At 70.7% G+C, this 15,568-nt stretch carries 15 protein-coding genes; 12 read left to right on the forward strand and 3 right to left on the reverse strand.

The genetic code is table 11. The features are described 5' to 3' along the window. The first annotated feature begins 41 nt into the window (after positions 1 to 41). Positions 42 to 1,310, forward strand: coding sequence for a radical SAM protein (locus VF665_RS23955; RefSeq protein ID WP_331056025.1), 1,269 nt, complete (start codon positions 42 to 44; stop codon positions 1,308 to 1,310). Between the two features lie 649 nt (positions 1,311 to 1,959). On the opposite strand, the gene VF665_RS23960 is transcribed toward VF665_RS23955, so the two are convergent. Both VF665_RS23960 and VF665_RS23965 read right to left on the reverse strand, forming a co-directional pair. Beyond that, the gene (locus VF665_RS23960; protein ID WP_331056011.1) at positions 1,960 to 2,541 is read right to left on the reverse strand and encodes a YkvA family protein; all 582 of its coding nucleotides are present in this window, start codon (positions 2,539 to 2,541) and stop codon (positions 1,960 to 1,962) included. A 30-nt stretch (positions 2,542 to 2,571) separates the two neighbouring features. Beyond that, positions 2,572 to 3,195, reverse strand: coding sequence for a hypothetical protein (locus tag VF665_RS23965; protein ID WP_331056012.1), 624 nt, complete (start codon positions 3,193 to 3,195; stop codon positions 2,572 to 2,574). Positions 3,196 to 3,850: 655 nt separating this feature from the next. On the opposite strand from VF665_RS23965, the gene VF665_RS23970 reads away from it, so the two are divergent. The 5 genes from VF665_RS23970 (at position 3,851) to VF665_RS23990 (ending at position 7,894) form a co-directional block, all read left to right on the forward strand. Then, positions 3,851 to 4,573, forward strand: a complete 723-nt coding sequence (locus VF665_RS23970; protein WP_331056013.1) for a phosphatase PAP2 family protein — start codon at positions 3,851 to 3,853, stop codon at positions 4,571 to 4,573. A gap of 2 nt (positions 4,574 to 4,575) precedes the next feature. Further along, positions 4,576 to 5,034 (forward strand): GNAT family N-acetyltransferase, encoded by a 459-nt coding sequence (locus tag VF665_RS23975; protein WP_331056014.1) that lies wholly within the window; start codon positions 4,576 to 4,578, stop codon positions 5,032 to 5,034. A gap of 91 nt (positions 5,035 to 5,125) precedes the next feature. Then, positions 5,126 to 5,977: an acyltransferase gene (locus tag VF665_RS23980; RefSeq protein ID WP_331056015.1), complete on the forward strand. Its 852-nt coding sequence runs from the start codon at positions 5,126 to 5,128 to the stop codon at positions 5,975 to 5,977. A 172-nt stretch (positions 5,978 to 6,149) separates the two neighbouring features. Further along, on the forward strand, positions 6,150 to 7,304 hold the full coding sequence (locus VF665_RS23985) for a hypothetical protein (RefSeq protein ID WP_331056016.1): 1,155 nt from the start codon (positions 6,150 to 6,152) through the stop codon (positions 7,302 to 7,304). A gap of 194 nt (positions 7,305 to 7,498) precedes the next feature. Then, positions 7,499 to 7,894: a hypothetical protein gene (locus VF665_RS23990; protein ID WP_331056017.1), complete on the forward strand. Its 396-nt coding sequence runs from the start codon at positions 7,499 to 7,501 to the stop codon at positions 7,892 to 7,894. 100 nt (positions 7,895 to 7,994) lie between these two features. Here the strand turns inward: VF665_RS23990 and glpK are convergent, their stop codons facing one another. Then, on the reverse strand, positions 7,995 to 9,485 hold the full coding sequence (glpK, locus tag VF665_RS23995) for a glycerol kinase GlpK (RefSeq protein ID WP_331056018.1): 1,491 nt from the start codon (positions 9,483 to 9,485) through the stop codon (positions 7,995 to 7,997). Positions 9,486 to 9,771: 286 nt separating this feature from the next. Here glpK and dtd point away from each other — a divergent pair, with 286 nt between their 5' ends. The 6 genes from dtd to VF665_RS24025 all read left to right on the forward strand — a co-directional run. Next, positions 9,772 to 10,209, forward strand: a complete 438-nt coding sequence (gene dtd / locus VF665_RS24000; RefSeq protein ID WP_331056019.1) for a D-aminoacyl-tRNA deacylase — start codon at positions 9,772 to 9,774, stop codon at positions 10,207 to 10,209. A gap of 3 nt (positions 10,210 to 10,212) precedes the next feature. Continuing rightward, the gene (locus VF665_RS24005; RefSeq protein WP_331056020.1) at positions 10,213 to 10,518 is read left to right on the forward strand and encodes a hypothetical protein; all 306 of its coding nucleotides are present in this window, start codon (positions 10,213 to 10,215) and stop codon (positions 10,516 to 10,518) included. Positions 10,519 to 10,536: 18 nt separating this feature from the next. Then, a complete protein-coding gene (locus VF665_RS24010; RefSeq protein ID WP_331056021.1) occupies positions 10,537 to 11,151 on the forward strand; it encodes a Maf family protein in 615 nt (204 codons plus the stop codon). A 950-nt stretch (positions 11,152 to 12,101) separates the two neighbouring features. Further along, a complete protein-coding gene (locus VF665_RS24015; RefSeq protein ID WP_331056022.1) occupies positions 12,102 to 12,905 on the forward strand; it encodes a DUF3667 domain-containing protein in 804 nt (267 codons plus the stop codon). Between the two features lie 38 nt (positions 12,906 to 12,943). Beyond that, positions 12,944 to 14,014, forward strand: a complete 1,071-nt coding sequence (locus tag VF665_RS24020; RefSeq protein ID WP_331056023.1) for a carboxypeptidase-like regulatory domain-containing protein — start codon at positions 12,944 to 12,946, stop codon at positions 14,012 to 14,014. 88 nt (positions 14,015 to 14,102) lie between these two features. After that, positions 14,103 to 15,568: penicillin acylase family protein (locus tag VF665_RS24025; RefSeq protein WP_331056024.1), on the forward strand; the 1,466-nt coding region annotated here is incomplete at its 3' end.

Consider the following 15,568-nt stretch of genomic DNA (forward strand, 5'->3'; position numbering starts at 1 on the left):
ACACGAACAATCGCCGAAGCAGGAGGGGTGCCGTGGATGCGATGACGCTGGACCAGAAGCTGGAGCTGCTGATCGGGCTGGCCGGGGACGACCGGGACGGCGCGCCCGGGAGCCCTGCCGCGCTGCCGCCGCGGCTGCGCCACGCCAACGATTCCGGCGCGCTGCGCCCGCTGAACATCCGCGACCTGCGCGTGCCGGGCAAAGGCAAGGTGTCGCTGATGCGCATTCTGATGACCAACGCGTGCAGCTTCAACTGCCACTACTGCCCCATGCGGCGCGACCGCGACATGCCGCGCACCCTGCTCAAGCCGGAGGAGCTCGTCCGCATCTTCCTGGAAGCGTACCACCGCGGCTGGTGCAGCGGCCTGTTCATCACCACCGGCATCCCCGGCAGGCCGGTGAAAGTGATGGACGACCTGATCCAGGTGCTGGAGCTGCTGCGCGACAAGCACCGCTTTACGGGATACATCCACGTCAAGATGGTGCCCGGCGGGCAGACGGCGCAGATCGAGCGGCTCACGGCGCTGGCCAGCCGCGTGTCGCTGAACCTGGAGGCGCCGTGCGGATCGTCGCTGGTGCAGATCGCGCCGGAAAAGAACCTGGACACCTCGCTGGCCAGCCTGGAGCAGGCGCGGCGGAGCGTGACCCGCGAACGGGCGGAGCGGCGCGACGGAAAGATCGGCGACCCGCTGCGCCCCGGCGGCGCGTCGGGAATGACGATGCAGTTCGTCGTCGGCGCCACGCGCGACAGCGATCGCGCGCTGCTGGGGCGCGTGACGGACCTGTACGCGCGCGGCGGCATTCACCACGCGCATTTCAGCGCCTTTCGCCCCATCCGCGACACGCCGATGGAGCACACGCCGGAAACGCCGGTGCTGCGCGAGAACCGGCTGTACCAGGCGGACTACCTGCTGCGCCAGTACGGCTTCAGCGCGGACGAAGTGGTGTTCGACGACACGGGGAACCTGCCGCTGGGGACGGATCCCAAGACATCTTGGGCGCTGGCGCACCCGGAGCGCTTTCCCGTGGAGGTCAGGACGGCCGCGTACGAGGAACTGGTGCGCGTTCCGGGGATCGGCCCCGGCTCGGCGCGCCGCATCGTGGCCGAGCGCGGCGCCACGGTGATCAGCGGGCTGGCGGACCTGCGCAAGATGGGCGTGGTAACGACGCGCGCCGCGGGCTTCCTGACGCTGAACGGGAAGCGGCTGCAGACGGTGACCTGGACGGAGCAGCTGGGCCTCTGGGGCCCCGCAGACAACGCCGGGGTACCGCGGCGGACGTACAGCGTGAGCCCGGGGACGTTCCGGTGAGTGCGGGAGTGCGGGAGTGCTGAGGCCTGAGTGCGGCTGAGCGACTGAAGTCGCCGCAACAACGGCTGAAAGCCTCACGATACTGCTGTGAGGCTGCACCGGCGCGGGCGAGGAGTTCGGTGCCGCCCGCCTCGCCTGAGCGGATGAATCCGCCGCTCGAACAGTGGCAAGCCCCGACTCGTGGCCGCTGACGCGTCCCGATCGGGGCTTCAACCGACCCGGCGGACGGCCCGGTGCGCACCGGCCGCGCGAAAGCCGCGGATGCAGTCCGCGAAGGCGGACTTCGTGTTTCTCGAGGCGTGGTTTCAACCGCCGGGCGAGGTGTCATGCGCACCCCCGACCTCCGCCTGCACCGACTCGCACCGGACCGGGCGGCGCACGCCTTCCTCCGCCCTTCGCCGAAACGCTCCCCTCTCCGTGCGGCAGTTTGCACGGGGGGGGGCCGGGGGAGGGGCGCCGTTGGGTTGTGCCCCCTCTCCCACATCTGTTCGTGGGAGAGGGTGGACGCGTCTCAGCGCGGCCGGGTGAGGGCCCCAGCCGCCGCGCCACACCTCGCCGTTCACCCGTCAATCTGCCCTGCCTCTCCGTACCCCAATGGAAAACGCCGCCCGGCGCGGGCCGGGCGGCGTTTCGGTTCTTCAGCGGCGCATCAGCGGCCGGCGCCGAGCAGCATGCGCAGCGGGCCGGGGATCATGGCGCTCACGTTGTCCAGCGCCGTCAGCGCCTGCTCCAGGCTGTCGGGATCGCCGTGCCAGTGGTCCAGCAGCACGTCCGTATCCGTATTGTGCACCAGCCGGGCGAGCGCCAGCATTAGGAGGTACACGTCTTCCACGCTGCCGATCACCGGCAGGATCGCCTCGGGGATCAGGTCCACGGGCGAAAAGAAGTAGGCAATGGAGGCCGCCACGATGGCCTTGTCGGCCGCGTTCACGCGGCGGTCCAGCGCCAGCCCGCCCGCCAGGCGAATGAAGTTGGGGATGTCGCGCACCAGCGTGGGGAGCGACTGCGCGGCCTGCACTCCGGTGCGGACGCGCCCACCGCGGCGGGGCCGCTCCTCGCCCTGGTTGTCATCCATGTCAAAGCGGCTGCGCCGGCGCGGGCCGACCAGATCGTCGGAGCCGCCGTCGTCCTGCACGCCGGCGCGCGCCCGGCCTCCACGGCGGGGACCCACCAGATCATCGTCACGGCCGGCCGTGCCGCGGCGGGGCTGATCGTCGTCGCTGTAGCTCACGCTGTACCTCGGGTGCGGGTCTTGGGCCGCCTACGGCGCGGGCGGCCCGCTCTTTGGATCCCCGTCCGGCTGGCGCGATGGCGGCGCGGCCGGGGGAGCGCCGTTGGGATCGTCCCGCGTTCCGTTAGGAAGAACCACGCCACCCACTTCGCCGAGCACCGTCTTGCCCGCTTCCGTAAGCCCGGAGAGCAGGCGTCCGGCCGTTCCGAAGATGCCTCCGCCCTCGTTTGCCGCGGGCACCTGCGCAGGAGCCGCGGGCGTGGCGGGGGGCGGCGGCGGCGTCTCCGGCCCCGTCGCGGCCGACACCACGTTGCCCACCTCGCTGATCACGGAGCGCCCCGCGTCGGTGATCCCCGACACCACGCGCCCGGCCGTTCCCACCACGCCCAGCGCGCCGCGGATGGTGCCGAAGGCCAGCCCCTGCTGCCGCATCTTGTCTTCCAGCAGTTCGCCGAAGCGCTGAATTCCGTTGGGGGTGCGGACGGAGCGGTTGTACTTGGAAGACAGGAACTCGATGTAGTCCATCACCTGGTACAGCTGCTCTTCGGGGAGCGCTTCCAGGTGGCGCATCACGCGATCGCGCAGAACGTCGTGCATCACGGACATGGGATGGCTGGCCTTCCAGGTGAACCGGGCGACGGTGCTCGTGCGCACTGCCGCGAATCCGGGGCCGTACGCGCGGGGGCGGGCCGGGGTTTCGGAATCTGCGTGGCGGGAGGGGGAAAAAGAAGTGCTGAGTGCGTGAGTGCGGGAGTGGGATGTGGGGGCGCGGGCTGCACAGCGGCCCCCACCCGGGCCGGCACGATCGGCCCACCCTCCCCCAAAACAGACTGGGGGAGGGTTGCCGGGGCGGCGGATGCCGGTGTGGATGGCCGGGCTCGGCGCCGCCGGATACGACTGAGCGACTGAAGTCGCCGCAACAACGGCTGAAAGCCTCACGATACTGCCGTGAGGCTGCACCTGCGCCGGCGATGAGCTCGGCGCCGAACGCCGCCTTCGCGCTGCGGTCTCACTTCCCCCAGGCCTTCTCGGGGAAGGGCTGGTGATGGGGGCCTCACTCCCGCCGCGCCGACCTGTCCGCATCGCGCCGGAGTGCCGTTGCCGTGTGCCCCCTCTCCCACATCCGTTCGTGGGAGAGGGTGGACGCGTCTCAGCGCGGCCGGGTGAGGGCAACACCCGATGCACCCCCCTGGTCGCCAACCCGCGCCCACTTTCGTACTTTCGTACTTTCGTACTTTCGTACTTTCGTACTTTCGTACTGCCGTACCCGCACTCCGCACTCAGCACTCCGCACTTCCCCTCCCCCTCCATGCTCCCCCTCCGCCTCGCCCTGCCCCTGCTCGCCCTGGCCGCCGCGCTGCCCCGCCCCGCGGCGGGGCAGGACGTGTGGCCGTCGCGCCGGGAGGCAGCGGCGGGGGTGGTGCTGCTCGGCGGGGCGCTGCTGCTGGACCGCACGCTGGAATCCACCGTTCCCGACGGCGGCGGCACGCGGTGGGAAGGGCTCTCCGACGCGGCGAACTACGGCGGCCGGCCGCAGTGGAGCGCGGCGCTGCTGGGCGCCACCTGGGGCGCCGCTCGCATCAGCGGCAACCGGCCCGTCGCGGACGCGGCCCTGCACGTGGGCGCGGGGCTCGCGGCGGGCGGGGTGGCCAACGGGGTACTGAAGTACGGCGTCGGACGCTCGCGGCCCAGCCGCACGGACGATCCGTTCCGGTTCCATGCGCTCAGCGGCGACAACAACCGGCAGTCGTTCCCCTCCGGGCACGCCGTCGTGGCGTTCTCCCTCGCCTCCGCGGTGTCGGAAGAGGCGCGGCGGCCCTGGGTGACCGCCGCGGCGTACGGCGCGGCGGCGGTCGTGGGGTGGAGCCGCGTGTACGAAGACAAGCACTGGGCGAGCGACGTGGCGGCGGGCGCGCTGATCGGCACGCTCGCCGGGCGCGGCACCGTGCGCCTGATGCACCGCCGCGGCGCGGGAGGGGCCACCGTGGCCCTCACCCCTTCCGCCATCGCCGTCCATCTACCGCTGCGCTGACCATGCACAACGACCCGTTCGCCATCCGCCCCGCCCTCCCCGCCGACCTGGACGCGGTGTCCGATCTGCTGGAGGCGCAGCTGCGCGAGCACGACATCCCCATCGCCCGGGCGGACCTGGAGTTCGCGGTGGACGGCGTGCTGCGCGTGCCGGACCGCGGCTTCATTCTCTGCGCGGAGCACGACGGCGCCATGGTGGGCGTCTCCAACGTCTCGTTCATCTGGCGCGTGGAGCACGGCGGGGCCGTGGCGTGGCTGGACGACCTGTACGTGCGCCCCGGACTTCGCAACGCGGGCGTGGGCCGCGCGCTGCTGGCTGCCACCCTCGACCATGCACGCCAGGCGGGATGCGTGGCGGTGGAGCTGGAGGTGGAAGCCTCGCACGCGGACGCGGAGCGGCTGTACCAGCGCTTCGGCTTTGAGCCGCTTTCCCGCCGCCGCTGGCTGCACGCGCTCCGCTGACGTTGGCCGCGCGCCGCGCCGAGCGTATTTTGCGCGTCACCGCCCGCCTTCCGCGGCGGACTCACCCGACGAAAACGACGGCCGAGGCACCATGCCCCGCTATCCCCTCAAGAAGCTGGACCCCGCGGCCGAGGCCACGGCGCTGTACCAGGAGTGGCTGGACGACATCCGCACGGCGCTGGAGCGCGGCGACGACCGGTGGGAGCTGTGCCGCCGCACGCTGACGGGGCTGTTCTACCCCGGCCTGCGCGACGTGGACCCGTGCACCCTGCCGCTCACGCCGCGCGTGGCGCTGGCGCAGATGGACGCGCGCAACGTGACGCTGGAGCCGGAATACTACGGCGAGGTAGACACGGAAAAGTTCAACCAGTGCAAGCCGCTGCTGTGGATGTGGCAGATGTTCGACCGCAGCCCGCTGGGCGGCAACGTGCACCTGGGCGTGCAGTTTCGCCGCACGCTGGCGCCGTTCCTGTTCAAGCGCGTGGGGCGCAACTTCAAGTGCTTTCACAACGTGGAGTTCAGCTACGGCTACAACATGGAGGTGGGCGACGACGTGGTGGTGCACCGCAACGTGCTGCTGGACGACCGCGGCGGCATCGTGCTGGGCAACGGCGTGTCCATCAGCGACTACGCCAACATCTACTCGCACACGCACAGCATCGTGGACCAGGTGGATGTGTCCAACCTCAAGACCGTGATCGACGACGGCGTGCGCATCACCTATCACGCCACCGTGCTGGCCGGCACGCACGTCGGCGCGAACGCCATGGTGGGGGCGATGGCGGTGGCCACCAAGGACGTGCGGCCGTACCACGTGAACGTGGGCATTCCCGCCAAGTCCGTGCGCGTAAAGCCCAACGCGCCGCCCGAGGCGTACAAGCTCACCCTGCGCCGCGAGGACGGCGCGGAGGTCCCCGCCGGCGGCGGCGCGGGCGAGGGCTGACCGTCCTTTGGCGCGGGTGAATGGAGGGGAGGACCCGGGGCGCCGGGCCTCCCCTTTCCCGTTACCGCCGCGCAGGTAGGGGATTTCCCTCTGTTGTTCCGGGGTGCGCGGGCGTATCGTCCCCGCGGCGGCGCGCCCCGCGCCGCGTGTCCGTGTGCGAAGCGAGCAGCCGATGACTGATACGATCCGCGCGGCGGTGGCGGGAACGGTGCCGGTAGAAACCACCGATCCCGTCAACGCGCGCATTCTCGAGGTGTCCGAAGACCGCATCCAGGGGTTCCAGGCCGAGCCGTTCGCCGAGATCAGCCGGCTGTCGGGCGTGGAACTGCCTGCGGTGCTGGAGCGGATTCGCGCCATGCTGGCGGCGGGCGTCATCCGCCGCGTGCGGCAGACCATGCTGGCCACCAACCTGGCCCCCGGCGCGCTGGTGGCGTGGCAGGTAGACGCGGACCAGCTGGACGCCGCGTTTACCTACATGTTCCAGCAGGATCCCTTTTCCGGACACGTGGTCATCCGCTCCACCGACGCGGAGACGCCCGGGAGCAAGTACCGCCTGTGGACCACGCTCAAGGTTCCACAGGGTTTTTCGCTGCGGAAACACGCGGAGTACCTGCAGGCCAAGGTGGGCGCGCACTCGTTCCGGCTGATGCCCGCCAACGCGGTGTTTACCCTGGGCGTGGGCCACGTCCGCCGCCGCGGCATGGAGCCGGGCGCGCGCAGCGACGAGCTGGGCCACGTGCAGAACACGGCCGTCGTGGAACTGTCGGAGCTGGAGTGGCGCGTGCTGGGGCCGCTCAAGCGCGAGTTCGAGATCGATGAAATCGTGGAGCACCCGTGGGAGGCGCGCGCCGCCGAGGCCGGCGTGCCGCTGGAGCAGTTCCTGGAGGTCGCGCGGGGATTGAACGAGCGCGGCGTGGTGGGCCGGTTCAGCACCTTTCTGGAGCACGTGAAGCCCTCCGCCGCGGGCACGCGGGTCACGCGGTACAACGCGCTCTTTCACTGGCGCGTTCCTGCCGGGCGGGAGATGGATGCCGGCCGCGAGGTGGGGCGCCACTACATCATGACCCACGCGTACTGGCGCGAAGGCGGGCCGGAGTTCGCGGGGGTGAACATCATGGGCGTGGCGCACGGGACGGAAAAGGAACTGGTGCTGGCCCACAAGGCCGCCATCGACGAGCACCTGCGCGAAGCGGGCATCGAGGTGGACTACACCAACGTGTTCTGGGGCGGCCGCAGCGAGATCAAGCCGTCGGAGATTCTTCCCTCCGCGTACCTGGACTGGTGCGCGCGCGAAGGCGTGGACCCGGAATCCATGCGCGGCGAATAGTCCGCCCCGCGTGCATTCCGGCCCGCGATCCCCGCCACGTTCACGGGGATCGTGGGCCGGACCCGTTCCGGGAGGTACACATTGTCGCGTCCGTGTCGCAAAATATATCGAATAATCCATTTTTCAGTGCGCGTTACAAAAAGATGTTGAGAAACCCTTGCGTTCACGGGGCGGAGAGCACAATCTTTCCGTCCATGTCACAGCCTCTGAACGAAAAACAAGTCGATCTTCTGCGCTATCTGGTCCGCCAGACCGGCCCCGTGTCCTCGGCCGATCTGGACGGCCGCATCATTCGCGCGCTCAAGTCGCGCGAGTGCATCACGGAGCACAACGGGCACGTGACGGTCACCGATGCGGGGCGCACCTTTCTGCAGTCCGCGGTGGCGCCGCGGCAGCGCAAGCGCCGGGTGGCCGCCCAGCAGACCGCCACGCACGCGCGCGCCAAGGCCGTGCAGCGCGCCATCCAGATCCTGGAACTGGCGCTGCCCCGTGACGCGGAGGTCGCCGTGGGACCCATCTTTGCGGCCGCCGACGACGTGGTGGACGGATTCCGCCGCTACGCGCGCGCGCTGGAGAAAAAGAAGCCCTGAGCGGCGGCGGGAAAACGAAGGCGGGACGGGCACAATGCCCGTCCCGCCTTTTCTTTTTCCGCCAGCGATGGGTTGTGCATGTTGCCACGCACATGCACCGTTATTCCGTATACTCCGCCCATGCCCGGGCGGCGGCCAGGGCGCGGCGCCACCCGGCCAGCAGCGCGGCGCGACCTCCTTCGTCCACGGCGGGCTCGAAGTCCGACTCGTCCGGGCGGGCCTCGTGGAACGCCTCGGGAGTGGCCCAGAACCCCGTCGCCAACCCCGCCAGCCCCGCCGCTCCGCGGGCGGTCATTTCCACCATCGCGGGGCGGCGGACGGGGATGCCCAGCACGTCGGCCTGAAACTGCATCATCCAGTCGGTGGCCGCGGCGCCGCCGTCCACGCGCAGCGCGGGGAGCGTGACGCCCGCGTCGGCCTCCATGGCCTGCACCACGTCGCGGGTGCTGAACGCCATGGCCTCCAGCGCCGCGCGCACCAGGTGCGCCCGCGTGGTGCCGCGCGTGAGGCCCAGAATTGTGCCGCGCGCCTCCGGCTCCCAGTGTGGCGCGCCCAGCCCCGTGAATGCGGGGACAAAGAACACGCCGTCGTTGCCGGCCAGCGAGCGCGCCAGCGCCTCCGTCTGCGCGGCGTCGGCCACGATCCCCAGCCCGTCCCGGAGCCACTGCACCGCCGCGCCCGCGATGAAGATGGAGCCCTCCAGCGCGAACGCCCGCTCCCCGCGCGGGCCGCACGCGGCCGTGGTCAGCAGGCCGTGGCGCGACGGAACCGGGCGGTCGCCGGTGTGGACGAGCAGAAACGCGCCCGTGCCGTAGGTGTTCTTGCCCTCCCCCGCCGTCCAGCACCCGTGTCCGAAAAGGGCGGACTGCTGGTCCCCCGCGATCCCCGCCACGGGCAGTTCCTCGCCGAACGTTTCCCCATCCGTCGTCCCGTAGACGTCCGAACTCGCGCGGATCTCGGGAAGGACCGCCGCCGGGACGCCGAAGAGCGACAGCATCTCCTCATCCCACGCTCCCGTCCGCAGATCGTACAGCAGCGTGCGCGAGGCGTTGGTGGGATCCGTCAGGTGCAGGCGGCCGCCGGTGAGGTTCCACACCAGCCAGCTGTCGATGGTGCCCGCCGCCAGCTCTCCCGCCTCGGCCCGGGCGCGCGCCCCGGGAACGTTGTCCAGCAGCCACGCGAGCTTGGTGGCGCTGAAGTAGGGGTCGATCACCAGCCCCGTGCGCGCGCGGACGGCGTCCTGGTGCCCCGCGTCGCGCAGGGTGCGGCATACGTCGGCCGTGCGCCCGTCCTGCCACACCAGCGCGTGGTGGATGGGCTGCCCCGTGGCGCGGTCCCACACGACGATGGTTTCGCGCTGGTTGGTGATGCCGATTCCCGTGATCCCGTGCAGCCCCACCCCGGCGTGCGCGGCGGCCACGTGCGCCACGCGCTTCGTAACCGTCCAGATCTCCGCGGCGTCGTGCTCCACCCATCCCGGCCGCGGAAAGTGCTGCGTAAACTCGCTGTATGCGCGCCCTTGCACCTTTCCTTCGCGGTCCAGCACGAGGCAGGTGGTGCCGGTGGTACCCTGGTCGATGGCGAGGATCATGGATCGCGGCCGCTGGTTGGGTGGATGCGTGGATCGGCACGCTAACTTCGCGTTTGCTCATCCGCCAGACGCGTGCTGCTCCGATCACGCCGACTGCCCTCACGCGGAGGACGCGGCGGCACTACGACGCGTCGGAAGCATCGGCGAGCTTCCGGGACATTCCCCTAAGAATGCGGTTGCCGTTCCTATTCCCTATTCCCTATTCCCTATTCCCTGCCGTTCGCCCTATTCCCTATCCCCTTCCCCCGCCCTATCTTCGCCGCCGCACCAACCTCCGCCCACGCCCATGCGCATCGTACTCCAGCGCGTCAGCCGCGCCCGCGTCACCGTGAACGACCGCGTCACCGGCCAGATCGGCGCGGGGCTGCTGCTCCTCGCCGGCTTCCGCGCGGAGGATACGGAGGAAACGCTGGCGTGGATGGCGGAAAAGGTGACCGGCCTGCGCATCTTTCCCGATGACGACGGCAAGATGAACCGCTCGCTTGATGACGTGAACGGGGCGTTGCTCGTCGTCTCGCAGTTCACGTTGTACGGCGACGCGCGCAAGGGTCGCCGGCCCAGCTTTGTGGAGGCGGCGCCGCCCGAAATCGCCATCCCGCTGTACGAGCGCTTTGTCCATCTGCTCCGCGCCGGCGGGCGGGACGTGCAGACGGGCGAGTTCGGCGCGAACATGCAGGTGGAACTGGTGAACGACGGGCCCGTGACCCTCGTCCTGGAGCGCTGAGCCATGCCGGACCGAGCGGCGGCGATGATCCTCGCGCTGGCGGGAACCTGGAGGCTGGACCCCGCCCGCCCGGAACTGCGGGAGGAGTTCGGCGACGTGACGCTCACCATCACGCCCGGCGGCGAGGTGCTGTACGCCATGCGCGACCGCGGCGCCACCATGGAGCTGCACGCCATTGTCGTGGTGGAGAATGGACGCGCATGGATGGATGCCGGCGGGGGCGAGCGATCTCCCCTGCTGCTGACCGATGATGGCTATCTGCTGATGGACGAAGGCGTTGCGCAGGCCGCCTTTGTCCCCGACCGCTGACCCGAGCCGCCCTGACCGATGACCGGATCGCCCACTCCGCCCCCGCTGGTGCTCGCCTCGCAGTCGCCCCGCCGCGCCGAACTCATCGGCCGCCTGGGGCTGCACTTCGAGACGATCCCGGCGGACATCGACGAAAGCTACTTTGCCGGCGAAACCCCGCCGCAGCACGCGGAACGCCTGTCGCGCGAAAAGGCGCAGAAGATCGGCGCGGAGCGGCCGGAGGCGCTGGTAGTGGGCTCGGACACCATCGTCGTGATCGATGGCGACGTGCTGGGCAAGCCGCGCGACGTGGAGCACGCGGTGGAGATGCTGATGCGCCTTTCCGGCCGCGAACACGAGGTGTGCACGGGCGTGGCGGTGGCGTTGGGCAAGCGCGTGGAAAGCGGGCTGGAACGGGTGAAGGTGCGCTTTCGCACGCTGGACGAGGCCGCCTGCCGCGAGTACGTGGCCACGGGCGAGCCTATGGACAAGGCCGGCGCGTACGGCATCCAGGGTTTTGGGTCGGCGCTGGTGGAGGGGATCGAGGGCGACTATTTCGCGGTCATGGGACTCCCCGTCGTGCGCATGCTGGAGATGATCGGCCGCTTCGGCTGGCGCTACGGCTTCGGCACCCTGGTGCGCGCCGAAGGCTGACCGCGCCGGGTTGTGATGCTTCCTCGTCGAGCGCGACGGGGAACGTGCACTTCGGCGAGCGGCTCTGTGCCCCTGACTTGTTGGAGCGCAAGAACTCGTCACCGCTCGGGATGACAGATCCTCATGCGCCTAACTCGCTGTGGCGCATTGATTTGTCATCCTGAGGAGGCGCCGGAGGCACTTGCACCGGCACGGCACTCCGGCGCCGACGAAGGATCTGCTATGTCTGCGAGAACGGGCGTGCGCGTCGCGACGTTGGCTCGGCGGCAAGTAGATCCTTCGACTCCGCGCCACGGTTCGGCGCGGCGGAAGCAACGGCGCAGCGCTCCGCTCAGGATGACAGGCTTTTCGCTCCTAACTCGCTTCTGCGCAACAACTTGTCATTCTGAGGAGGCGCCGGGGGGCACTTGCAGCGAGACGGCAATCTGGCGCCGACGAAGGATCTGCCATGCCTGCGAGAACGGGCGTGCGTGTCGCGACATTGGCTCGGCGGCAAGTAGATCCTTCGACTCCGCGCCAGAATCCGGAGCAGCTGACGGTTCGGCCCGCGCTTCGCTCAGGATGACAGCGATTGCGCACCCAACCATTTGTGGTGCAACAACTTGTCATCCCCACGTCCGCCAACCAAAGACTGAAGCGGGACCGAGACGTGGCGCCGACCCCGGAGAGCGGTACCTTCCACGTCCTACCCCCCGTTCGCCAGCCCTGAACGCGCGGCGGGCGTTCAGCTCCACCTGCCCGTCTTGTGAGCCGGCCGGGCGCCCGCTATATCAACCACCGATCCTCCCGGGCAGTCCCCGTCCCGCTTCCCCGCATCCGGCAACGGCCGCCGCGCGTACACGCCGCCAGTCGCGCCGCGACCCGGCTCGGTGCACGACGGCGGGCACCCGTCCCCCGGAGAGTTGAGGAGACGTGCCTGTGAATCACCCCTCTACGGAACAGGACCAGAGGTGTCGCACGCCGTGCCCGCGCCGGCGGCTCCGGAGCCGATCGAGTCCGCGCCCGCCCTGCCGGCGGCCGCTGAAATCCCCGCCCCGCACTGCCTGAACTGCCACGCCGCCCTGCACGGTCCCTTCTGCGCCCAGTGCGGGCAGGAGCACGTGGAGGGCCCCATGCCCGTTCGCGCGTACCTGGCGGACGGGATGAACACGCTGTTCGAGTGGTGGGACGACAAGGTGCCGCGCAGCCTGTGGGTGCTGGTGCGCCGGCCGGGCCTTCTGACCCGTGAGTTTCAGGCTGGGCGGCGGGTGGCGTGGCTGCTCCCCTGGCGCCTGTACTTTCTGGTGAGCGTCGTCTTTTTCCTGCTCGTCAACCTGCTGGACCCGGTCACGACGGCGTCGCTGGGCGTGCAGGACATGGAAGCGCAGCGCGCCGAGGCCATGAACCGCGCCATCGCCGACATGCTTCCGGCGCTGCTGCTGGGCGTGGTGCCCTTCTTTACCATCGGCGTGTGGGGGCTGCACCGGCGGCGGCATCCGTACTACATGCAGCACCTGGCGTTCAGCTTCCACTACCTTGCGTTCGTGTTCCTGGCGTTCTCCGTCCCCGTGGTGGTGCGCGCGGCCTGGCTTTGGAACGTGGCCATGCTGGGCATCTACGCCTACCTGGTACTCGCGCTGCGGCAGGCGTATCCGCAGCGGGCGGGGGCCGCCGCGGCCCGCGCGGCCGTGCTGTTCGCCTACTTCTGGGTCCTCGTACTGTTCGCCATGGTGGTAGGTCTGATGGTAGCCGCCATCCGAACCGCCGTCGGCTGACCGCGTTCCCTCCCCTTGCACTCCTCCCGATGCTGAAGTTGATCTGCCGGATCCTGCCCGCGCTGCTGGTGCTGTTCGTCGTGGATGCGGCCCGGGCGCAGCTGCGCGGAACGGTGGTGGATGCCTCCGGGCAGCCGGTCGCGGATGCCACGGTGGATGTGTGGGCCGGGCCGGACCGCATCGGCGGCGCGCAGACGAACGCGGCGGGCGCGTTCCTGGTGCAGCGCACCCCGCGGGTGCCCACGTCGCTCAGCGTGCGGCGGATCGGGATGCGCACGCGGATCGTGGACTTGGCCTCGGCGGATACGGCGGTGACGGTGCGGATGGAGGTTGCGTCTGTGGTGCTCGCGCCCATCCGGGCCACCGGCACCCGGCGGCTCTGCCCCAACCGCGAGGACCCCGCCGCCCGCGCGCTCTGGACCCGCATGCGCGGCCACTACTGGCAGGGCGCCGACTCCCTCGACCTGTTCGGGCTCGCGGAACACCAGTCCGGCGCCGTGCCGCGCGCGCAGATCGAGGCGGCGGATTTTGCGCCCCGGCATCCGCAGTGGGTGTACGCCACGGACATGAGCGAAAGCCACGTAGCCGCGCTGGAAAATCTGGGGAGGCGCGGGGGCTACGGCGCGCGGGCCATGGGCAACGGCGGCGGCGGCGGCGAACGGACGGCGTTCTGGCACTACCCCTCGCTGGACGGCGTGGAAATGCAGCACTGGACGCGCGACAGCTTCGCCGCGCGCCACACGCTCGCCATCGTGAGCACGGGGCCGGAGCAGACGGTGATCAGCTTCTGCCCCCGCGAGCGGATGGGCGAGTTCGGCCAGGTGCAGGGCACGCTCGCCATCCACGCGGACGGGACGCTTGCCTCGGCGCGGTGGGCCTTTCGCACTCCCGCGCCGGACGAGGACGCGGGCGGCGAGGCCATCTACCTGCCACCCTACCCCGCCCTGTCGCGGGTGCTCATCCCCAGCAGCACGCGCTTCTGGCGCAAGACCACGCTGAACCGCTACTACGTGGAGCACACCGAGTTCATCGGCTGGCGGCGGCTGAACGGCTTCTTTGATCCGCACCATCCCACGGTCACGCCGCCGCGACCCGTGGCCCCGGAGTGACCACGGCGCTCCGGCCGCTCGCCGGTCCGTTCTCTCCGCGCCTCTGCGTGAGGCCCACCCTTTTCGCGGCACCCCACTCATCCGTTCCATGCTGAAAAAGATCGGGATCGCCCTGCTGGCCCTCGTGTTTCTCCTGGGCGTGATCGCGGGGGGCGGGCGCTGGTGGCTGGGGCGCTCGCAGGCGGACCCCACGCGCGGCGCGGCGATCGCCGGCCTGTCCGCGCCGGTGGAGGTGTGGCGCGACTCGCTGGGCGTTCCGCACGTGTGGGCGCGCACCGACGCGGACCTGTTCCGCGCCATCGGCTACGTGCACGCGCAGGACCGGCTGTTTCAGATGGAGATGTTCCGCCGCGTGGCGGACGGCCGCCTTGCCGAGATCCTGGGCGAGCCGCTGCTCAAGACCGACCGCTTTCTCCGCACCGTGGGGATGGGGCGCGCGGCCGCGGAGAACGAGCGCCGCCTCGCGCCGGAGGAGCGGCGGCTGCTGCAGGCGTACGCGGACGGCGTGAACGCGTGGATCCGCGGCCATCCCGGCCCGCTGCCGCCGGAGTTTGTCACGCTCCGCTTCAGCCCCGAGCCGTGGACCGTGCGCAACAGCCTGTCGCTGGGCAAGATCATGGCGTGGGACCTGGCGGACTGGGAAACGGGGCTCATCGTGCAGCGCGCGCTGGACGCCGTGGGCGAGGAGCTGGGCCGCGACCTGATTCCCGCGTACCCGGATTCCGGCCTCACCATCCTGGGCGGCGACGCGCAGTGGCGCGGCCGGTCCGCCACACCCGTGCCTGCGCCCCGTCCCACCGCGGCGCGCGTGGAGGGTCACGTGCCCGTGCCGGAGGCGCCGGCGCTCGCGCTGCAGGCGCTGGACGCCGTTTCCACCACCCGCGCCAGCAACGGCTGGGTCATCGGCGGGTCGCGTACGCGGTCGGGCAAGCCCATCGTGGCCAACGACATGCACCTGGGGCTGCGCGCGCCCTCGCTCTGGTACCTGGCGGCCCTGCACGGCGGCGGCTTCAACATCACGGGGATGATGCTCCCCGGCGTCCCCATCGTCGTCGTGGGCCACAGCGACCGGATTGCGTGGGGCTACACCAACGCCATGGTGGACGACGTGGACTTCTACGTGGAGCAGACCGACCCGCGCGACGGTGGCCGCTACCGCACCCCCGCCGGGTGGGAGCGCTTCGCCGTGCGCGAGGAGACCATCCGCGTCAAGGGCGAGCGTCCCGTGGTGCAGCGCGTCCGCGCGAGCCGCCACGGCCCGGTGCTCTCGGACGTGGAGCCGCGCGCGGCCGGGCGCGTGCTGGCCATGCGCTGGACGGCGCACGATCCCTCGCCCGAGTTCCGCGCGCTGATGGGGATGAACCGGGCCCGCAGCGCGGGCGAGTTCCTGGCCGCGCTGCGCGACTTCCGCAGCCCGCACCAGAACGTGGTCTTCGCGGACGCGGACGGCGCCTTCGGCTACTGGATGGGCGGGCGCGTCCCCGTTCGCCGCTCCGGCGACGGCGTGCTCCCCGTCCCCGGCTGGACCGGCGAGGGCGACTGGACGCGCTACCT

It is taken from the genome of Longimicrobium sp. (genome assembly GCF_036387355.1).
Taxonomy (GTDB): Bacteria; Gemmatimonadota; Gemmatimonadetes; order Longimicrobiales; family Longimicrobiaceae; genus Longimicrobium.